At 49.2% G+C, this 19,482-nt stretch carries 19 protein-coding genes; 4 read left to right on the top strand and 15 right to left on the bottom strand.

What is annotated here, in order from left to right:
- Nucleotides 1-2,520: a heavy metal translocating P-type ATPase gene (locus tag N2245_RS06335; RefSeq protein ID WP_494535886.1), complete on the top strand. Its 2,520-nt coding sequence runs from the start codon at nucleotides 1-3 to the stop codon at nucleotides 2,518-2,520.
- On the opposite strand, the gene N2245_RS06340 is transcribed toward N2245_RS06335, so the two are convergent.
- From N2245_RS06340 to N2245_RS06365, 6 genes are all read right to left on the bottom strand, one after another.
- Nucleotides 2,472-3,344 (bottom strand): NAD-dependent epimerase/dehydratase family protein, encoded by an 873-nt coding sequence (locus N2245_RS06340; protein ID WP_494535887.1) that lies wholly within the window; start codon nucleotides 3,342-3,344, stop codon nucleotides 2,472-2,474. The two genes, N2245_RS06335 and N2245_RS06340, sit on opposite strands and share 49 nt — an antisense overlap.
- Before the next feature lie 102 nt (nucleotides 3,345-3,446).
- On the bottom strand, nucleotides 3,447-3,725 hold the full coding sequence (locus N2245_RS06345; RefSeq protein WP_494535888.1) for a hypothetical protein: 279 nt from the start codon (nucleotides 3,723-3,725) through the stop codon (nucleotides 3,447-3,449).
- A 27-nt stretch (nucleotides 3,726-3,752) separates the two neighbouring features.
- On the bottom strand, nucleotides 3,753-4,115 hold the full coding sequence (locus N2245_RS06350; RefSeq protein WP_494535889.1) for a hypothetical protein: 363 nt from the start codon (nucleotides 4,113-4,115) through the stop codon (nucleotides 3,753-3,755).
- Nucleotides 4,099-4,359: a hypothetical protein gene (locus tag N2245_RS06355; RefSeq protein ID WP_494535890.1), complete on the bottom strand. Its 261-nt coding sequence runs from the start codon at nucleotides 4,357-4,359 to the stop codon at nucleotides 4,099-4,101. The genes N2245_RS06350 and N2245_RS06355 overlap by 17 nt, the downstream gene beginning before the upstream one ends.
- Nucleotides 4,360-4,788: an Hsp20/alpha crystallin family protein gene (locus N2245_RS06360; RefSeq protein ID WP_494535891.1), complete on the bottom strand. Its 429-nt coding sequence runs from the start codon at nucleotides 4,786-4,788 to the stop codon at nucleotides 4,360-4,362.
- Nucleotides 4,789-4,852: 64 nt separating this feature from the next.
- Nucleotides 4,853-5,146, bottom strand: a complete 294-nt coding sequence (locus tag N2245_RS06365; RefSeq protein WP_494535892.1) for a hypothetical protein — start codon at nucleotides 5,144-5,146, stop codon at nucleotides 4,853-4,855.
- Between the two features lie 120 nt (nucleotides 5,147-5,266).
- On the opposite strand from N2245_RS06365, the gene N2245_RS06370 reads away from it, so the two are divergent.
- Nucleotides 5,267-6,394, top strand: a complete 1,128-nt coding sequence (locus N2245_RS06370; RefSeq protein ID WP_494535893.1) for a M48 family metallopeptidase — start codon at nucleotides 5,267-5,269, stop codon at nucleotides 6,392-6,394.
- A 147-nt stretch (nucleotides 6,395-6,541) separates the two neighbouring features.
- Here N2245_RS06370 and N2245_RS06375 read toward each other — a convergent pair whose 3' ends face one another.
- From N2245_RS06375 to N2245_RS06395, 5 genes are all read right to left on the bottom strand, one after another.
- Nucleotides 6,542-7,261 (bottom strand): ABC transporter permease, encoded by a 720-nt coding sequence (locus N2245_RS06375; protein ID WP_494535894.1) that lies wholly within the window; start codon nucleotides 7,259-7,261, stop codon nucleotides 6,542-6,544.
- 12 nt (nucleotides 7,262-7,273) lie between these two features.
- Nucleotides 7,274-7,690 (bottom strand): hypothetical protein, encoded by a 417-nt coding sequence (locus N2245_RS06380; RefSeq protein ID WP_494535895.1) that lies wholly within the window; start codon nucleotides 7,688-7,690, stop codon nucleotides 7,274-7,276.
- Nucleotides 7,691-7,709: 19 nt separating this feature from the next.
- Nucleotides 7,710-8,660, bottom strand: coding sequence for a branched-chain amino acid transaminase (locus tag N2245_RS06385; RefSeq protein WP_494535896.1), 951 nt, complete (start codon nucleotides 8,658-8,660; stop codon nucleotides 7,710-7,712).
- A gap of 75 nt (nucleotides 8,661-8,735) precedes the next feature.
- Nucleotides 8,736-10,121 (bottom strand): sensor domain-containing diguanylate cyclase, encoded by a 1,386-nt coding sequence (locus N2245_RS06390; RefSeq protein ID WP_494535897.1) that lies wholly within the window; start codon nucleotides 10,119-10,121, stop codon nucleotides 8,736-8,738.
- A 318-nt stretch (nucleotides 10,122-10,439) separates the two neighbouring features.
- Nucleotides 10,440-11,741, bottom strand: coding sequence for a glycosyltransferase (locus tag N2245_RS06395; protein ID WP_494535898.1), 1,302 nt, complete (start codon nucleotides 11,739-11,741; stop codon nucleotides 10,440-10,442).
- Between the two features lie 238 nt (nucleotides 11,742-11,979).
- On the opposite strand from N2245_RS06395, the gene lat reads away from it, so the two are divergent.
- Together lat and N2245_RS06405 are read left to right on the top strand one after the other, a co-directional pair.
- Entirely contained in the window at nucleotides 11,980-13,329 is a 1,350-nt protein-coding gene (gene lat / locus N2245_RS06400; RefSeq protein WP_494535899.1) for an L-lysine 6-transaminase, read from the top strand.
- A 152-nt stretch (nucleotides 13,330-13,481) separates the two neighbouring features.
- The gene (locus N2245_RS06405; protein WP_494535900.1) at nucleotides 13,482-14,624 is read left to right on the top strand and encodes a peptidyl-prolyl cis-trans isomerase; all 1,143 of its coding nucleotides are present in this window, start codon (nucleotides 13,482-13,484) and stop codon (nucleotides 14,622-14,624) included.
- Nucleotides 14,625-14,866: 242 nt separating this feature from the next.
- Here N2245_RS06405 and N2245_RS06410 read toward each other — a convergent pair whose 3' ends face one another.
- The 4 genes from N2245_RS06410 to N2245_RS06425 all read right to left on the bottom strand — a co-directional run bounded on the left by N2245_RS06410 (nucleotide 14,867) and on the right by N2245_RS06425 (nucleotide 19,463).
- Entirely contained in the window at nucleotides 14,867-15,421 is a 555-nt protein-coding gene (locus tag N2245_RS06410; RefSeq protein ID WP_494535901.1) for an O-acetyl-ADP-ribose deacetylase, read from the bottom strand.
- Nucleotides 15,422-15,423: 2 nt separating this feature from the next.
- The gene (tyrS, locus tag N2245_RS06415; RefSeq protein ID WP_494535902.1) at nucleotides 15,424-16,692 is read right to left on the bottom strand and encodes a tyrosine--tRNA ligase; all 1,269 of its coding nucleotides are present in this window, start codon (nucleotides 16,690-16,692) and stop codon (nucleotides 15,424-15,426) included.
- A gap of 76 nt (nucleotides 16,693-16,768) precedes the next feature.
- Nucleotides 16,769-17,812 carry a serine hydrolase domain-containing protein gene (locus N2245_RS06420; RefSeq protein ID WP_494535903.1) on the bottom strand — a complete coding sequence of 348 codons (1,044 nt, stop codon included), beginning with the start codon at nucleotides 17,810-17,812 and terminating at the stop codon, nucleotides 16,769-16,771.
- A gap of 22 nt (nucleotides 17,813-17,834) precedes the next feature.
- Nucleotides 17,835-19,463 carry a putative manganese-dependent inorganic diphosphatase gene (locus N2245_RS06425; protein WP_494535904.1) on the bottom strand — a complete coding sequence of 543 codons (1,629 nt, stop codon included), beginning with the start codon at nucleotides 19,461-19,463 and terminating at the stop codon, nucleotides 17,835-17,837.
- Nucleotides 19,464-19,482 lie beyond the last annotated feature (19 nt).

Consider the following 19,482-nt stretch of genomic DNA (forward strand, 5'->3'; position numbering starts at 1 on the left):
ATGGCCACCACTTCTGAGGAAAAGAATCTAACTATACCAGTTGAAGGCATGACCTGTGCCTCCTGTGTGCGCCATGTGGAACAGGCAATAAGTAAGTTGCCTGGCGTAGAGGCTGTAGATGTCAACCTGGCAACCGGTAAAGCCTCTATGAGGCTGGGAGCACCAGTGTCTGCCTTGCAGATAGCCGAAGCCGTTAGAAACGCAGGTTATGATGTACCGGAAGCTACCGTTGAACTGCAGATTGAGGGTATGACTTGTGCCTCCTGTGTCATGGCTGTAGAAAAGGCTCTTGCTAATCTCCCAGGAGTGCTGTCTGCAGATGTGAACTTTGCTACATCCAGGTCCTTGGTAAGGTATGTGCCTGGGGTGGTGGCCCCACAGGAGATGATCAAGGCCGTAGAGGATGCAGGTTATAAGGCCAGGCCCGTAGACGCTGCCCAAACGCAAGTCTTTCAGACTGATCATCAGCAGGAGTACAAAAATACAATCACGAAGGCTGTTGTTAGCCTTGTGTCTGGACTGTTTCTGATGTTCCTCTCAATGAGGGACTACCTCTCTGTGCTTCAAGCTATAGATCCTAAAGCGATCAACTGGCTTGGTCTGCTAATAACGCTACCAGTACAAGCTTGGACAGGTTGGACCTTCTACAAAGTTGCGTGGCGATCGGCACTTCACAGAAATGCGAATATGAACACCCTTATCGCGGTAGGTACCGCCGCGGCGTTTATCTATAGCGCACTAGTCACGCTATTTCCAGGGGTCTTCGCCATGATGGGCGAAACTCCCCATGTGTACTACGATACGGGCTTGATAATCATAGGTTTGGTGCTTCTTGGCAGGGCTCTGGAGTCGAGAGCCAGGGGTAAAGCTTCGGATGCGATCAGGAAGCTACTGGATCTTCAGCCTCCGGTTGCCAGGGTCATGAGGGAAGGCCAGGAGGTTGAGGTGCCTGTGAGCGAGCTGGTGCCGGGAGACATAGTAATAGTACGACCTGGTGAAAGGATCCCGGTAGATGGGGTTGTCACTGGTGGCAGATCCGTGGTTGACGAGTCGGTGATAACCGGGGAGTCAATACCAGTCGACAAAGCAGTTGGCTCTCAGGTGTTTGCCGGAACCATAAACCAAAGCGGTTCATTTGCTTTCAGAGCCACTCGTGTGGGGAGTGAGACGCTGCTTGCCCAGATAGTGAGACTGGTCGAGCAAGCACAAGGATCAAAGCCTCCTATACAGAGGCTGGCAGATGTTATAGCGGGATACTTTGTGCCTGCAGTGATAGGTATAGCCCTGGTAACATTCATTATCTGGCTGGTGTTTGGTCCTGAACCCAGGCTTACTATGGCTTTGCTCAACTTCATAGCTGTCCTCATAATAGCCTGTCCATGTGCTCTGGGACTAGCTACTCCTACTGCGATTATAGTTGCAACCGGTAGGGCCGCTCAGATGGGTATTCTCGTTAGGGATGCCATTGCTCTGGAGGCACTCTCAAGGGTCGATACCTTCGTGCTAGATAAGACCGGCACGCTGACGAAGGGCAAGCCTGTGGTGGCCGATGTAATACCAGTGAATGGCTTTGATGCAGTCTCGCTACTGCGAATAGTTGCCTCTGCAGAGGTGCTGAGCGAACACCCGCTGGCTCGGGCGATTGTAGAGCATGCTCAGCGTAATAATATCGGCATAACTAAGCCAAGCAAATTCGAGGCCATAGTTGGTGGCGGAGTGAGAGCGGAGATTGAGGGCAAGCAGGTGCTCGCAGGTAACCCTCGCATGATGGCCGAGATGCTTGGAGATAGAGCTGTAGACTCCTACAGTACAGTAGTGGAGAATGTGGCTGCAAGGGGTGCTACTCCCATAATGGTCGCTGTTGATGACCAATTGGTGGGAGTTATAGCTGTGGAGGATGAACTACGGCCTGAGAGTTTCTCCCTTGTTAAGAGCCTGAGGAATATCGGAAAGGAAGTTTTGATCCTTACTGGTGATAACAGGCTAGTAGCCGAGGCAATAGCGCGTAGGCTGGGTGTGGATCAGGTTATTTCCGAGGTGAAACCTGATCAGAAAGCCGAAGTGATAAAGTCTCTAAGAGACAAAGGTAAGAAGGTTGCGATGGTTGGGGATGGCATCAACGATGCCCCAGCTTTGACATTAGCTGATGTGGGAATATCTATGAGCAGTGGTACGGACATAGCAATGGAATCAGCCGACATAACTCTGATGTCTCCTAACCTTAAGCTGATAGTAGATGCGTTGGAGCTTTCTCGGGCAACTGTGAGGATTATAAAGCAGAACCTCTTCTGGGCGTTTATCTATAATATCGTGCTCATTCCTCTGGCAGCCGGAGTGCTCTATCCATTCTTTGCGGGCTCTGGTGGATGGAATGGGTTGCTCAACCCCATGATAGCTGCAGCAGCTATGGGGTTGAGCTCGGTAAGCGTGGTAAGTAACTCCCTGAGATTAAAGGGGTGGTGTCCTAAGGACTACAAGTCCTCTCTAAGACCTGAGGCTATACCAGATGCTCTGCTGTGAGTACTAAGCGATTTGACAAGGTCTAATGGGGCTAGCTTGGGATTTATAGTGGTTATATCATCTTGGGGCTCATATCCCACTAGCTCACATGTTTCCGAGATGTCCATCTTATTGTAGAGGCTGGCGCTCAAGCCGTGGAGGATAGCGAACTTGAGATGCTCAGCCTCTATAGCTTTATGGATGAGCTGCAGGAGATCTCGTTGTGATACAAAGGCATCCATTACTCTCGTGCTCCACTCAGCACGCATCCTCTCGACTGGCTGGAACGCACCGATGCGGATAGCTACAACGGATAGCCCCTCCTGCTCTGCCATGTACCTCCCGAGAGCCTCTCCAAAGCATTTGGTGACGCCATACAGGTCGCCAGGGTTGACAGGGTCGTTGATCTTGACTTGTACTCCCTTTGGATAACCTGAGACCGCATGGATCGAAGAAGCAAAGATAACTCTCCTGCACCCAGCGCTCTTTGCCGCTACATAGATGTTGTAAGTCCCGATAATGTTAGGTTCCAGGAGCTGGCTCCATGTAGCCTCGGAATCCGGGTTAGCCGCTAGGTGCACGACTGTATCTATCCCCTGGCATATCTCCTTGAGGCGCTCTAGGTCGGTTAGTTGAGCTACTACAACCTCTCCAAAGGCCCGGAGCTGCTCGATATCCTCCTCCTTCCTTACCATCAACCTTAGATCGTAAATGTTGCTGGAGTGCTCTGCAAAATAACGCCCGATGGTGCCTGCAGCTCCGGTTACAAGCACCTTCCTCCTTGTGGGACTTTTGCCGGGGTCTTGCTGAAATGCATTTGCTTGAAAGGTAAATGCCTCGGCCATGCATCCTCCTGACTGTGTGAATTTTGAGTTAAACTGATCCTGGGAAGATAGCTTCCCAGGATCATGATAGCTGAGTAAGTATGCATTGGGAAGAAGAGCTAGCTACCGTCGGATGAACTTGAAGAATCGGCTCTCCTTGCCTTCGCTCGTTTCCTCCTGATAAAGGAAGGCCAATTGCTTCTCTTCAAACTTCTGGAAGAACTCTTCCCAAGATATAGGTTGTAGCTTCTCGTCATCGCCGTAGCCTGGAAAGTCTATTCTAAGCACACCAGCTTCATCCCCTTCCTCGGTACCCTTAACGGTAGCTGGTCTGCCTCCGCGCTCTTCCACCCAGCGTCGAATGGTTTCGTGATCGGTAGTTGTTTTACTCTCTCCTGCCATTTTTAACCTCCTTAGTCTCCTGGAAACTCACTTTTTTCTTCCAGCTTCAAGCAATTTGTCCCATAGCTCATAAGGTGCAGCGTCTTTAGCCACTAACCTTGAGGCATGTGGCGCAGTTTGATTTGCCATAGCTGTAAATTCGCCCTTCTCCAAGTCCATGAGATCGATGTAGGTCTTGCCCTGCTCTAAGCGAGTTCCCTCAGGTACAATCGGTAACTGCTCCAACTCATCCTTCCTGAGCCAGTTAAGACGCTCAACCAGATCCTTATAATCTGCTGCAGGTCTTCCCTGGGTAGTGTCTGCCCCTAGGTCCCCATAATTGAATCCTGCCTCAGGCTGAGGGTTAAGATCATGTGTGAAGCTGTCTTCGGGTTTAGGATTTTGCGTCATCGCGATTCTCCTCTTTATCCTCATCCAAGAAAGGGTCTGTTTCAGGATGTTCAGTGTAACTTTCTTTACTGAACACATCCATATTAGTGATATCGCCCACGGGCGCATCTGGTGGTTCGCTCTCCCTGGCCATGCGCCTTGAGCTTATCATGTCTTCATGAGGAGATCCCTCACCATCCAACCTATCCTTGGGTCGTGGGCGATCATGTTGATCAGTTGCTTCTTCTCTATCTTTAAGCGCCATTTATCCTCCTATCTTGACCTGAATCTTCCTAGGTTCCGATCTTCTCCTCTTATCGAAGTTTATCCTTAGTATGCCGTCCTCTATAGAAGCGCTCGCTGAGTCTACATCTATAGTTTCTGGTAGCTGCAGGCTACGAAAATAAGGACTGCTCTGCCACTCTTGAACCAAATAGTTGCGACCGGTATTTACGCTCTTTGGACTGGCCTTGATTGTTAGCACCCCACTGGCAAAGCTTAGCTCTATATCTTCCGGCTTTACACCTGGCATTGGTGCTTCGATGACTACAGAGTTATCGGTCTCGTATATATTCAAAGGTACGAGCTGCGGCCTATCTCCCCTTTGGTTACTGGGAGTTCTATGCTCTTCTATAAGCCTATTGAGTGCTTCACGCAGACTTATCAGATCTCCAAAGTCACGATAAAAACCCATTTGCTTGTACTCCTCACTGACAAGTATTTTCATGAGCAAGGAGTATACCAAAGACTGCTGCGACCTAGATGCCTTCCTTGGGATGCCCTAGCTCGTCGGCATCAAGAGGACGAATATCTCCGCTCGGACCAACTGCCCACCTGGTACCTTGTAGACGGTCCAAAGCCCTATGAAGTGTTGCCCATACCTGATCGGGTTGCATCCCTTTCTGTTTACACACATCTTCGAGGCTAATGCCAGCAGCTGCCATGGATGCAATCTCGGCCTCTTCTCCCCCTAGCTCCTGCAGCACCTCATTAGGTATCTGAGAGAGTTGAGAGCTTATGACCCTATAATCCTGCTCATAGTTTTGTGGCATCCTTATCACCTCCGGGGCATACTTCGCAGGAACCATGCCTCTTGGAGGTGTCTGTTTGCTATATCCTAGTGCTCGCTATATAACATCACAGAAGGATGTAGCAAAGATCGTGGAGGGCGTATGGGAGAATCAGACAAGCTCCAGCAGGCAATAAAGTACAGCCGTCAGAAAGAGCTCTTATGGGTATTCTCCACTCTAGCTGGGATCTTTATAAATATCCTGGCTATACTGCTTGGCCTGCCGGTACTGCTATGGAGGGCCCTTGATGGGAAGGTTCCCTCTAGGTTGCGCTTGCCGGCTTTTGTAACCATCTTGTCAACACTAGATTGGTTGATATCTTTACCAATAGCCTTCTACTCAGGCTATATCCTGGAATGGCGGTATAACCTCAGTACACAACGCTTACGACATTGGCTGCTGGATCAGCTAAAGGTTCATGGTCTCTCTGTAGCTTTCGGCGTACCCCTGATAACTTCCTTCTATCAGGTCGTGAGGAGATGGCCGCACCGCTGGTGGCTGATAGTTTCAGCAGCTATGCTGCCTTTCACAGCACTGCTTTCAGAACTTTTTCCCGTGCTCATAGCCCCTTTGTTCAATAAATACGAGCCCATAAAAGACCCCGATTTGGAGAGTGAGCTACGACAGCTAGCTTCCAGAGAAGGGGTGGAGATCTCTCGCGTTATGCGCATGGATATGAGTCGACGTACCAAGAAGTCCAACGCTTTCTTCACTGGTCTAGGCAGGAATCGTCGCATAGTACTGGCTGATACCCTGCTGGACCAGTTTTCAAAGGACGAAATAGAAGCTGTTGTAGCTCATGAACTAGGTCATCAAGTTAGACGTGACACATGGAAGATGGTTGGCATAAGTGGCCTCGCCACAACCATATCGATGTTCTTATTGTCTCGTATATTTCCTGTGTCTACTCGTCTTTTGCCCTCTAAATATCGAGACAAAGAACTATCATCTCCTGCAAACATGCCGTTGCTAGGTCTACTTCTGCAGCTGATTACTTTGGTAGAGATGCCTCTGGTTAATGCCTATTCTAGAAGAGTAGAGTACGCCGCGGATGAGTACGCTGTACGCGTAACCCGCAAGCCTGAAGCACTAGTGTCGGCATTGCAGCGACTGCAAAAATCCAACTTGGTGGACCCAGATCCACCGCTGATAACCAAAGTACTGCTGCACTCTCACCCATCGATCAAGGATCGTGTCAACAGGATAAGAGCAATAGCTCAACAACAATAGGGATAGATTCTTTCGAGATTATCGATTCTGATATGTACCATGTTCGATCACCCGCGTGTTGTGCGTGTGCTAATGTGCAATGGATATTGTTCTAACGATTCTGGTAGATGGGATACCAAGATCCAACCCCTCTTGTTGTTTGGATTTCTAACTGGCGCTGAGCCGAGATGGAAAAGGAATAGATCTGCTCCCCAAAGCCAGGAGAAACAAATTCACTATTAGACTTATCAGTAGAAGTATGATGCCAAGTGCTATGGCACGATCGAAGTTGCCCCTGCTGACCTCAAGCGCTATAGCAGTGGTTAGCACTCGAGTGTAATGCAGGATATTGCCGCCCACTATAAGTGAAGCCCCTACCTCAGCTATTGCCCTCCCAAATCCTGCAGCTACTGCTACTACTATCTGCTGTCTAAGCAGCCTGACTAGTTCGTAGCTGATGCGAAGCTCCGAAGCTCCATCGGTACGCATAGCTTCTATGAGTTCGTAATTGGAGCTGAGTATGGCGCTGCGTGTGAGGTTGGTGGTTATAGGCAAGATCACCAAGAACTGTGCTATTACCATGGCTACTGGAGTGTAGATTAGCCCTAAATCGCCTAACGGGCCAGACCGCCACAAGAACAACGCAATCAGGAGACCTACAAGTATAGGGGGAAGTCCCATACTGGTATTAATCGCCGCCTCTATAAGCCTCTTGAGAGGAAGTGTTCTAAACGCCAAGGCTATACCAAGCGGTATACCTATGGCAGCTGCTGCGAAGGTGGCTACTCCCGAAACTATTAAGGATAAAATTGCTATCTCATAAGTGAGAGTGTCAAAGGTAATTATGAGGTGTAGGGCATTGACAAGACCCTCTACAAGCAAGCGCATTCCCACAGACCATTATGTGGTGTTTCTGGGGGCACTGTAGGTGCCCCCCACGTAACCTAAAGCCAGACCTATTGGTACGTTAAGCACCGCAATAAATAGCAGCTGCGTTAGTATAATCTCTAAAGTAAAGGGCATGATTCCTAATGCAGTAATTGCGATGCTATCGATGATGGATGTGACTACACCAGCAATTCCTCCAGCTCTTAGTCCCTGATACACGTCTCTGGTAAGCCCAGCTGCCATGTAACCACAAACGGTGTAGAAGATCATAGTAACTATGAGATTAACACACTGCGTACCTATATCCCCTGCCGCCACTTGATTGGATGAAGGTGAGGGCATGGTCAACAGCATTACAGCTATGTCTGTAACCGAAGTAATCACCCCAAAAGCTATGCCGGCAAGAACAGCCTGTTTACGAAAGTTCATTGCTTGTATTACCTATATACTATTGCTCTACCCTGACGTTCATATCAACAGGTGTGAGCCATTGTCTGTATCGGAAGTCTCTGCCATAAACCACCTCTCGGTACACGTCGCGTAATTGACGAGTTATGGGTCCAGGGGCTCCGTGCTTCATTTCATGTCGATCAATCGAAGCTATGGGTGTGATCTCGGCGTGCGTACCACAAAGGAAAACTTCGTCTGCTAGGTAGGTCTCTGTACGGTCCACTACCCTTTCCTCTACTTCGAGGCCCAGGACCTCACTTGCCAGACGTATAACGGTATCTCGTGTAATACTTTCAAGTATTCCGCTGGTGATGTCCGGTGTGATGAGCTTGCCCTTACGAACGAAGAATATACATGATCCCGTACCCTCGGCAACCTTACCTTCGGGATTGAGGAATAAGGCTGTATCGTAACCGTTCATAGTAGCCTCGCTGGATGCCAGCTGGCTGTTACGATAGTTGGCCAACGCCTTGATGCGCGGAGGCAGGACTCTTTCGTTAATTCGTGTCCAAGAGCTATAGCAAGCATGTAAGGAAAAATCTTCCTCTAATCTTGATACCGCAGGTCTAGAGTAGATGAACATCTCCGTGGTTCTATCACCAACTACGCTAAAAGCTTTATTGCCTACCGCGTATGCCAAGGGCATGATATAGATGTCTCCCCTATAAGCGTTGGCCCTAACCAGGTCTATTGTGGCTTGACATATTTCGTCCACGGTGAACTCTTTTGGCATACGTATCAGCTGCATGGACTGTTCGAGCCTGCGAGCGTGATCTTCGAGCCTAAAGATGTACATCTCGCCTTCGGCATTGTTCCAATAGCCCCTTATACCCTCGAATACAGCCGTGACTGATGCCCACCAGTAATCGGTTAGATGAACCGTAGCCTCTTCCCAAGGAATAAGCCTATGATTCCACCACAGATACTTCGGATTATCCTGCTGAGACATGTTCCCTCCAACGTCTCGGTTTTAAGAGCTCAAAGATATGCTAGCAGATAAGGGGACGTTTGATGCATGTATTTTCTAGTATGCACCCATGGGTTCAAGCTGTGGATCTTGTCTCATGTCTGCATAGTGCACGACCTTGTTGCGACCCCTACGTTTGGCTTCATAGAGAGCCGCATCAGCATTGCGGATGAGCTCTTCTGGGGTGATCCCATCAAAAGGATAAGTGGATGCTCCTACGGATACCTGAAGTGTTATCTTTCTACCATCCTCAAGAACCACTTGGTGCCCAGATATAGCTGATCGCAGACGTTCTGCTGCAGCTTTGCTGTCATCTATTGATGCTCCAGGGAGAATAGCTTCAAACTCCTCGCCACCGAACCTCCCTAGTACGTCGATGGATCTTAGCGTCTGACGAGCTACTCTCGACATCTCCTTGAGAACCTTATTACCCACTTCATGTCCAAAGGTGTCGTTGACTTGCTTGAAGTGGTCGAGATCGAAGAATAGTATGGAAAGACCTGTGTAAAGCCGACGTGAGCGCTCGATCTCCTCCGCAACCCTTTCTACAAATGCGCGATGGTTGAGAAAGCCACTTAGAGGGTCCCTGGAGGCTTTCTCTGAAAGTTGGCGATACCACTCAGCATTGCGTAGGGCTAAGGATGCGTAATCAGCGATCGACTCCAAAGCAGTTATAGCAGAAGTATCAAATGCGCTCTCCCTACGGCTCTCTATAATTAGAAACCCTCCGGGATGGTCGTCTATTATGATAGGGACAACTGCCATCGACCTGGCTCTGGGACATGCAACTCCTCCTACTCCTTTCTCCTGTAAAAGGTTATTCGAGTAGACACTCTTGCGTTCTCGTAATGACCTACTTATAAGCGGGTGATCATTGATATTGCCATCGACAGTCTTTTTGCCGTCCGTTCTATGGCTGGCCACGATGTTAAGCTCGGAGGAATCCTCAGTAGTAAGTGCCAATATAACAGCGTCATATCCAAGATTTCTATGGATCGCACTTACTACTACATCTGGTACATTCTCCGGAGATAGCACAGCTAGCACATCCTGCCCTACGGCATGGACAGCTTCTAACTGCATCCTGCGGCTACGCTCTAGCTCAGTCTCCTGCTGTAGCTGACGGCTACGAGTCCATACATCCTCTAGATTGCTGCGTAAAATCTGCTCTCTGTGACGCAGGCGAATGATCTCTCCCTTCATTAGGGCTCCTATGGCTGTTGCTCCGAGCGATGCTACCGATAGGACTGCCTGCTCGACCAGACCGCGACTGGATACATCTGAGTAGATCATAGGAGTAAAAGCGGCAATTACTACCATCAAGCCAATAAGTATGGCTGATGTAAGTTCATAGTAGAGGGCAGCAAATACCACCGGTAGCATATACAGGGGTTGAAAGGGACTCTGCTCCCCACCAGTAAGGTAGACTAATCCTGCTAGCAACGATATAGAGCTCAAAGGCATCAGGAGAAACAGGTTCCGTGGTAGGTTATCCCAAGGCACTAAGTGAATGAGAACTATAGAGACAATAGCCCCCAGGATTATTAGATTTGCACCAACGCGACTAGATGCTAAGTGTAATTGCGGGTAATTGATCACAAACAGAACAAGAATTACGGCTATAGCGTAGAGAGAGCTTGCTAACGCTCGTAGCTTACGCTCTAGGCCATTCCTATAGTTAGTTGGTTCTTGCCCGGTATGCACTTTGATCTTTACATGATACAACAAAACCGCAAGGTGTTGCAGCAATACGACAGATCATTATTCTTTCACCTTCTGTTGATGATCATCCTGTGGTGCAGCCATCTCTGTCGACCGCTCACTATGCAGCTTGTCGAACAGTCGTAGATAGTCAAGTAGATATCTGGTGATAAGGAAGTGCTGACGGACATGTTCCCTGCCGGCGGCGCCCATTCTTATCCTGTCGTCAGGATTTCTCAGTAACCAAATTACCTTCTCAGCAGCCAGTTCGTTGTTATCAGCTATGAATCCGTTGACTCCATCTAAAACCTGCATTGGAATGCCGCCCGCGCTTGTGCCTACAACTGGAGTACCCTTCCAGAGCGCCTCTGTGACTACCAGACCGAACCCCTCACGCTTACTGCGTTGAAGGACAACCTGGGAAGATCTTTGAAAGACATTGACATCGACACTGTTATCCTTAGTGCTCGCCAGCAGGTAGATGTCAGGGTCTTCACCAGCATGCCTGGCGGTCTTCCCGAACCAATCTATGCCTTCGGGATCATCGCTTGCTAGTGTAGCAACCATGGCAAGTTGTAACCCTGGTACCTCCTTCTTAGCCAGTCTATAGACATCTATCACACCAAGAGGGTCCTTCCACGGATCATAACGTGATATCTGAGATATAAGTGGGCGAGTCTGATCTATACCGTACCTTGATAGGACATCATGGATTGTCGACTCGGGTAATTCAATATTCTTTGGGCTTAGTGGATCAATAGCCGGAGGGATGATTGCTATTTGCCGAACAGACAGCCCAGATTTAACATATTTCTCCATTGTGAAGATAACGGCATCGTGGCATTCTACGTAGGGCTTTATAAATTCCCATACCGTGGGCTGAGCGTCCGTAAGATCTATATGGCATCGCCATATCCAGAACCCCTTCGTGCCCGCACCTCTTTCCGTTAAGAGTCGCCTAATAGCCACCACCTGCGGATCGTGCATCACTACAAAGTCGTAGTCTTCATCGAACAGATCAGCGTTCATGTTGCTGTAGCGTAGGTAAATATCCAGCATATGCTGTGTAACCGGGATAGGCATGCCTTGTAGGGCGTTATGGAATGCCTTGGTTACCTCGAAAAACTCAGTAGCACCTCGAATGACTTGCCACTCTGCATGCATGCCAAGGTCCTGCATCATGGGAACCATCGTGCTGAGTATCTCAGCTACTCCTCCCCCAAAAGCTGTGGCATTTACGTGAAGCACTCTGGCGTCCTTGAACTTGTTACTGAGCCTATGAATCTCAGATAATTGCTCCTCAGGGGCAACTCCCTCATAAGAATCCAGGCGAACAGGTTTGACAGGCACCCGAGTGAACATCTTGGACCCTCCTCATACTCTTTTCCCAAGGGTTGGCAAGAAGTATACCTGGATACCGTAGAAATTCAACCCTTGATGTGCAAAAGCCTGACTCCTACTGAGTGAGGGAACTCTTATGACCTATATTTATTACCCACACGGGTTATATAAAACCCAATAGAGCAAGCATATAATACACTGAGGGGATCACTAGGGGTGCTTAGTATCTAATAAGTATCTCAATATAGGGGTAAAGGGTATGGATACAGTTGTGAGGACGGGCTTTGATCCCGTGAGGATAGCACCTGCGGATGTACACACATGCTTGGCTCGCCACATGCTTGTGGATGGTTTGCCGCTGGTATATGACCACAGAAGAAGCCAAGGCTCATATCTCGTGGACGAAACGACTGGCAGGCGCTACATAGACCTGTTCAGTTTTTATTCATCTACCCCCTTAGGGCACAATCACCCTAAGATGCGCGATCCTGAGTTTGTAGCCAAGATAGCAGAGATAGCATTGATCAACCCTTCAAACTCCGATGTGTACACTGTTGAGATGGCTGAGTTTGTTGAGACCTTGGCAAAATACGTTATTCCTCCGGAATTCCCGCACCTGTTCTTTGTAGCTGGTGGAGCTCCCGCTGTGGAAAATGCTCTCAAGGTAGCGTTCGATTGGAAGGTGCGGAAGAACCTTGCAAGAGGCAAGGGAGAAAAGGGAACTAAAGTCATACACTTTAGGGAGGCCTTTCACGGCAGGCTGGGATATACTCTATCTCTGACGAACACCTATGATCCTCGTAAGTACAAGTACTTTCCAAAGTTTGATTGGCCCAGAGTCGAGAATCCCAAGCTACGCTTCCCAGTTACCACTGAGGTCATCGCAGAGGTTGAGGAAGCCGAGGAGAGGAGCGTTGCCCAGATAGAGGCAGCTCTTGATAGGTATCAGGATGATGTTGCAGCGATCATTATAGAGCCTGTGCAGTGTGAAGGTGGCGATAACCACTTCAGACCAGAATTCTTTGCGAAGCTACGCAGGATTGCTGATGAGCGCGAAGTGATGCTTATCTACGATGAGATCCAGACAGGTATGGGCATGACAGGAACATGGTGGATGGCTGAACAACTAGGTGTCATGCCAGATATCATAGTCTTTGGGAAGAAGCTGCAGGTGTGTGGTATAGCAGTGAGCCGCAGGGTGGATGAGGTCGAGGATAACGTGTTTGTAGAGCCTAGTAGGATAAGCTCTACCTGGGGTGGTAATCTGGTCGATATGGTCAGAGGACAACGCTACATACAGGTTATCCTTGAGGATAATCTCCTGGAGAACGCTTCTCGCCAAGGAAAGTTCCTCCTACAGCAGCTCGAAGGTCTTAGTGAAGAGGGCTTTGCCATCTCCAACATCCGAGGGAGAGGCCTACTTGTGGCTTTCGATCTGCCTAACCATGAGCTGAGGGACCTGGTCCACCATGAAGCACTAAAGGCAGGAGTAATACTGCTTAAGTGCGGTGAGAAGGGCATACGATTACGGCCTTTTATGGACGTGAATAGTGATGTATTACAGGAAGCTATAGATATACTCCGTACTATTTTGCCTCGATCTCAATGAGTGTTCTACATATATGTTTGGATGATGTATGTTTGGATGATGTTTTTCTCCAGCATCAAGGTTTTTGACATCTTCCAGGTTTACTGGTTATCATTGCAAGTCCATAAAAAGTAACGTAGTGAGGTTGAGCTAAGCATCTGGAGGTAGGCATATTGAGTATAAGAAGGCAGGTATGTAAGGTAATGGGACGTATCGTCCCCACCGCACTCGTTCTCTCAGTCCTGATAACTGGATGCGGTTCCACTAGCTCTCAAGAGCAGACCCCTCAGCAGATTCCCACACCTGCAGCAACAGTAGCAGAGCCTATATCCCTGATGCCATCACCTACTCCTGGTAGTACTCCTGAGACTTCAGGTGCTCCAACTGTCCGGGTTACTCCTGCCCCCACTGCGTCTACAGCGGACTTTGACCCCAATGGTATCGTGGCAGTAGTTAACGGGGAGAAGATCACCAACAAGGAGTTCTATCAGGAGCTTGAGAAGAGGTATGGCCAGGATTTGATCAGTGATATGGTGATCACCAAGCTAATAGAGCAGGAGGCCCGTAAGCGGGGAGTATCGGTGTCCAATGAAGATATGCAAAAGGCTCTCCAACAACTGCAAACAGCCTTCCCCGGCCAGAGTATAGAAGAGATAGCTCAGGGTCAGAATATGACAGGTGACCAGCTGCGTGAGCAAGTCAGAGTGATGGCGCTGCTCGATAAAATGCTGGCTCCTCAGATAAAAGTAACCGAGCAGGATGCCAGGAACTTCTATAATCAAAATCCACAAGTATTCCAGTCCCAGGAACAGCTGAGGCTTGGTCAAGTGGTGACGGATAATGAGCAGCAGGCTGCTGATGCTGCCCAGGCCCTGCGAGATGGTAAAGACTTAAGAGAGGTGATAGCCAAATATGGCAGCAAGAACCCAGGAAGGGCCAAGAAGAACGGCGACCTGGGTTACAAGTCGTTGAACGAGTTAGACCCACAGCTAGGAATGACCGTGATGCAGATGGCTGTAGGGGACGTGAGCGATCCTATACGACTGCCTGATGGTTCCTATGCAGTCGTCAAGATGATAGATCGTAAGGGTGGCGTACAGATGCCCTTTGATCAGGTCAAGGATAGGGCTATGGAGCTGGCCAAACAAGACAAGATTAACAGCATGATACCTAAGTTCCTTGAAGAGCTATACAATAAGGCAAAGATCCAATCACGAATAAAGATCATACCACCTAACAGTCAACAACCATCTGCGGAGCCTTCTCAACCTTCTCCATCACCCCCGGCACCGACAGGCGAAGAGCCTAAGGGTTAGGAGGGTCCTATAGACTCTGCCCCTGTCATATATTGAGCGCCTGCCAAGGGCATAGCAGGCGCTCACTTCTTTTGCTGAAGATACACTTGTGTTTCAGGCGTTAAGAGGTTTTATGTAGGTCTTGCTGTGGCTAGATAGAACACTGAATCTCGCCATTTCCCAGTCAGGCATCTCCTGCTTGCAAGGCTTGCAAAGCTTTCTGATTGCATTATAGATAGGTTTGCCCCATGATCAGGATGGGATCATGCAACGAGATTCCTCTCCTTGGCGAGTGCATCGAGCGCCGATTCGAATGCTGCCATCGCGTCGTTTCCCCAGAGGACAAAAGTTATATCTTGGGGCTCCTTCCCCGATTGTAGATGTTCTAGAGCTACTCTTAGTGCAACAGGGGCAGCTAGATGTAGGGGATATCCATATGCGCCGGTACCGAGAGAAGGAAAGGCTATGCTATGCACAGAATGTTGATTAGCTAGCTCCAGACTTTTTCTGTAGGCGCTTTCCAGCAACCGTTCCTCGCCAGCTTTTCCTCCTCTCCAGATAGGAGCTACGGCGTGGATGACGTACTTAGCTGACAGTCGGCCGGCTCCAGTTATCACCGCACTGCCTGTGGGGCAACCACCTATTCGTCGGCATTCCTCCATGATGCTGGGTCCCCCAGCTCTGTGAATCGCTCCGTCTACTCCCCCTCCTCCACTGAGGCTCGCATTGGCTGCATTTACTATGGAATCCGCTTCGACCTTGGTAATGTCTCCTTGGATGAGTCTCAGGGTGCCTTTGCCTACTTTTATCTCACGCATGGTTATTCCTCCTGGAGAATAAGCGGAGTCCTTGATCCAACTTGTAGCAGAGCTTCATGTAGCTGTCCTGGAGTTATTACGTGAGTGTCGTCTCTGACAACCTCACCCCGAAGCCTAACTCCCCCCTGGCGGATAAGGCGTTTTGCCTCACTATTGGAGGAAGCCATACCAGTTGTCACCAATATATGAGTTAGTCTAGTTCCCTCCGGATCAAGCTTGATCTTGGCAACAGGGATGTTGCTTGGTAGCTGATCAGTCTTGCCACCGGTACGCCTGATCTCAGCATATCTCTCGTAATCTTCTGCCGCTCTCCTGGCTGCTTCAGCCCCGTGAAACTGTGATACGATCTCTGTTACGAGCTGCTTCTTGATCTCTCTAGGATCAGCCTGCCCATTCTGTATAGACTGAATTTTCTCCTGTATCTCCTCAATGGGCACATCCGTGAGCAGCCTATAGTAAATGCTTATATGATCGTCGCTCATCGTCATTAGCTTATTAAACTGCTCCTGTGCTCCCCAGGAGACGCCTACATAGTTGCCCAGGCTCTTGCTCATCTTCTCCGTACCCGTCAGGCCAGGTAGCAGAGGAAATGTGACCACCACTTGCGGTTCCTGCCCATAGAGTCTTTGTAAGTCTCTTCCCGTGAGGCAGTTGAATTCCTGGTCTGTGCCGCCGAGCTCTATATCAGCCTTGATCGCCACAGAGTCCATGCCCTGCATAATGGGATAGAACATCTCATGTAGGAACACAGTCTGATCGGGATCCTCAAATCTTCGCCCGAAGTATTCTCCCTCTAGCATCCTTTTGACACTGATGTGGGAACCTATAAAGATGAGGTCCTTGAGGGTCAGTTTCGCCAGCCAGGTACTATTGTAGACAACCTCAGCACGGTCAAGATCCAAGATCTTAGATACTTGCTCCTTATAGGTGGCTGCATTCTCTAGCACCTGCTCATGGCTCAGGGGAGGTCTGGCCTTGCTGCGCCCTGAAGGATCCCCCACAGTAGCCGTGAAGTCCCCAAGCACGAGTATGGCGGTGTGACCAAGATCCTGAAACCGTCTCAGATTACGCAGAGGCACGGTATGTCCTAGATGTATATCGGTTACTGTTGGATCTATACCCAGCTTGACACGGAGTGGTCTACCCTCCTTTTGAGCTGCGGTCAGCTTGTAGCGCAAAGCTTCCTCGTCAGGGAGAATCTTCTCGGCACCACGTTTGATTATCTTTATCTGTTCGTCTACTGATATTTGCCGGATATCGCTGCTACCCAATATCTGAACCCCTTTACATGCTCATTGGTAATGAATTCTTATAAAATCATACCGATTTTTGCAGCGATATTTTCAGCTAGATTATAGAGCCATAGACTGCGTTCAGGATCTTACGAGCGGTATCGTGCTCCACGCCCCACCTGTTAGTCAGATAAACAAACACCAACTGCCACTTGGGGTCTATTGCTAACAGTGTTCCCGTAGCTCCTCCATGCATGAACATCTCTTCCGATCCCAACAGATCAGCATCGTTACGCCTCTTCCCCCAACCCAGAGCGTAGGCCGCATCACGTTGGCCTTCAGGCGTGGCTTCCTTCATACCGTGGGTATACAGCCTGGTCATCGTGTTCACTGCTGGTGGGCTCAGGAGCCTGTATCCATTGAGCTGACCACCCCTGAGAAATGCTTGCCCAAACTTGACCATATCGCTAGCCGTGCTCCATAATCCTCCACCTGCTACTTCCATCCTAATGAAGCCCTCTAACTGTTCTTCACTCCCAAAATCATGGACGGGCATGGCAAGAGTTCTATCTACAGGAGTAAAAGAGGTGTGTTGCATGCCAAGAGGTTCAAAGACGTACTTCGAGAGGTATTCTGCAAACCCCAGCCCCGTAAGTCGAGAGACTATTTCTGCGAGTATGGAAAAGCTAAGAGAGCAGTATTGATAGTTGGTACCAGGCTCGAACTGTAGGTAGCTCTCACAAGCGGCTTTTACTAATTCGTGATGACTTGGCTCAGATACGGTTTGCATCTGCTGCCATACCCACTCCTCAGCCAAACCGCTTGTGTGGGTCAGCAAGTGAAAGATGGTAGCGTGTTCCTTCCCATGTTTTCCAAACTCAGGTATATACTTTATGACTGGATCACTTAGCAGTAATCTCCCCCTCTCCACCATCTGCATTACAGCTGTAGCGGTGATGGGCTTCGTAATGGATGCTAATAGGAATATGCTCTCGATCTTAGCGTTATCTTGCCCGGGAACTACATGAGACCACAATGTTTCCTCTGAGCTTGCTACAGCTATCACAGCTGTAGGGTGACTGCCTGACCTGACAGCTTCTTCAGCTATCTCTGCAGCTTGTTGTAGCCCTTTAGTGTCAACAATAAGTGTGGCTTCCATCAATCAATGCCTCCAGAACTGCTTATTTCTCAAGTACTCTAGCAAGTGGAGGTACTACCTGCTTCTTTCTGCTGACCACCCCTTTCAAATAGGCTGTCCCTTCCTGGGGATGTACGCCAAAAGCCTTAGTTGCTATATGTTCCTCATCCTCCTCGGGAACAAACAGTATGCTTGATTGGTCCAGTATGTCTGTAGCCAGGAACAGGAGGTAGTTCAAGCCTCTCTCATGCTTGAGCTTTTGCATCTGCGACAGGAAATCCTGCTTGTGTTGCTTGAAGAAATCTATATCTACGGTCTCAGCTTGACCTATTCCCACCTTGTTACCATTCCAGTCGTAGATCTTTAAGTTAGATTCCAAGATCTGTATTGGAGTCCTCTGGTCATAGTTAGAGTTGGCCTTGAACATGGCATAGGCAAGTTCCTGAGGGTCCACAGATGCCACATCGGCCAACCACCGTCCGGCCGTTTCGTCCCTGGGGGTTGATGTTGGCGATCTAAAGAGTAATGTGTCCGAGATGATCCCGGAGAGTAGTATCCCTGCTATCTGTGGTGAGGGCGTAATACCTCTATCTCGATACATCTCCGCGACTATAGTGCTTGTACTGCCTACAGGCTCAAGCTTCACGAATATAGGCTCTGGAGTATGAAGATCTCCCAGATTGTGGTGATCTATAATTTCTAGGATCTGCGCTTGTTCAAGTCCTTCTACAGCTTGCGATCTATGATTGTGATCTACCAGTATGACCTGTTTCCCTTTGAATCTAAGCAAATCTGATCTCGTGACTATGCCTACGAGCTTCCTGTCGGAGTCGACAACTGGTAGAGCTGTGGTAGCGGTGGTTGATAACAGAGATGCAGCCTCTGAAGCCAGATCATCTGGGTCGGCAGTTGGAGCTTCCTTGCGCATTACCTCTTCCACTGCCACACTTAGATTGAGCAGGCGCGTAACTCTATAAGAATCATGTGGAGTAAGCAGAAGCAAAGTGTCTCTAGATCTCGCGAAGTCGATGACGGACTTATCAGGCCGAAGGCTACCTACGACTATAACACAGGCTGCTCCACGAGAGATAGCAAGTTCCTGGACATCTTTGCGGTTGCCCACAACAACCATGTCGCCCGGTTGTAATCTCTGCTGAATAGTGCTAGTGGCCATCGCAGCCACGGACACCCTTCCCTGCCAGTCTCCCTCAGGTATGCCAGTAAGGACCTCGGCTTCAAGCGTGCGCACGATCCTATCGTATGACAGCTTTAGCTGTGCCCCTCCTGAGAGGTCAAGTTCCTGCAAGTATCTAGCAGCTACGTCATCCAGGGTCAATACACCGATCAATCTATGTTGATCATCGACTACGGGTACGAGCCTTTTGTCCTGTATTACTCTGCCAGCTTCCCTTATCGTGTGAGAAGCTTTCAGGTATTGGGGAGATCTGTTCATTACATCTGATACCTTAGTGTAGACATCACTTATGATCTCCGGGATCTCAACTTCGAACCTGTCTAGAACGAATGCTGTTTCTGCTGATAGATCGCCCAGACGTACTGGCTTGGCATCAAGCCCCTCTGAGCGTTGCTTCAGGTCAGCATAGCCTATGGCGGACACTATGGCATCGGTGTCTGGATTGCGGTGACCAATAACGTAGATCGGGTTTCCCATATTAGGTTACACCTCGCTA

This window comes from Thermobaculum sp. T2p (genome assembly GCF_059335935.1).

Excerpts from the sequence above, each read along its gene's own strand:
- N2245_RS06410 (WP_494535901.1), bottom strand. The coding sequence starts at position 15,421 with ATGCGTGAGATAAAAGTAGGCAAAGGCACCCTGAGACTCATCCAAGGA.
- N2245_RS06335 (WP_494535886.1), top strand. The coding sequence starts at position 1 with ATGGCCACCACTTCTGAGGAAAAGAATCTAACTATACCAGTTGAAGGC.
- N2245_RS06380 (WP_494535895.1), bottom strand. The coding sequence starts at position 7,690 with ATGAACTTTCGTAAACAGGCTGTTCTTGCCGGCATAGCTTTTGGGGTG.
- N2245_RS06360 (WP_494535891.1), bottom strand. The coding sequence starts at position 4,788 with ATGGGTTTTTATCGTGACTTTGGAGATCTGATAAGTCTGCGTGAAGCA.
- N2245_RS06355 (WP_494535890.1), bottom strand. The coding sequence starts at position 4,359 with ATGGCGCTTAAAGATAGAGAAGAAGCAACTGATCAACATGATCGCCCA.
- N2245_RS06375 (WP_494535894.1), bottom strand. The coding sequence starts at position 7,261 with ATGCGCTTGCTTGTAGAGGGTCTTGTCAATGCCCTACACCTCATAATT.
- N2245_RS06395 (WP_494535898.1), bottom strand. The coding sequence starts at position 11,741 with ATGTTCACTCGGGTGCCTGTCAAACCTGTTCGCCTGGATTCTTATGAG.
- lat (WP_494535899.1), top strand. The coding sequence starts at position 11,980 with ATGGATACAGTTGTGAGGACGGGCTTTGATCCCGTGAGGATAGCACCT.
- N2245_RS06385 (WP_494535896.1), bottom strand. The coding sequence starts at position 8,660 with ATGTCTCAGCAGGATAATCCGAAGTATCTGTGGTGGAATCATAGGCTT.
- N2245_RS06365 (WP_494535892.1), bottom strand. The coding sequence starts at position 5,146 with ATGCCACAAAACTATGAGCAGGATTATAGGGTCATAAGCTCTCAACTC.
- N2245_RS06425 (WP_494535904.1), bottom strand. The coding sequence starts at position 19,463 with ATGGGAAACCCGATCTACGTTATTGGTCACCGCAATCCAGACACCGAT.
- N2245_RS06370 (WP_494535893.1), top strand. The coding sequence starts at position 5,267 with ATGGGAGAATCAGACAAGCTCCAGCAGGCAATAAAGTACAGCCGTCAG.
- N2245_RS06345 (WP_494535888.1), bottom strand. The coding sequence starts at position 3,725 with ATGGCAGGAGAGAGTAAAACAACTACCGATCACGAAACCATTCGACGC.
- N2245_RS06350 (WP_494535889.1), bottom strand. The coding sequence starts at position 4,115 with ATGACGCAAAATCCTAAACCCGAAGACAGCTTCACACATGATCTTAAC.
- N2245_RS06340 (WP_494535887.1), bottom strand. The coding sequence starts at position 3,344 with ATGGCCGAGGCATTTACCTTTCAAGCAAATGCATTTCAGCAAGACCCC.
- N2245_RS06420 (WP_494535903.1), bottom strand. The coding sequence starts at position 17,812 with ATGGAAGCCACACTTATTGTTGACACTAAAGGGCTACAACAAGCTGCA.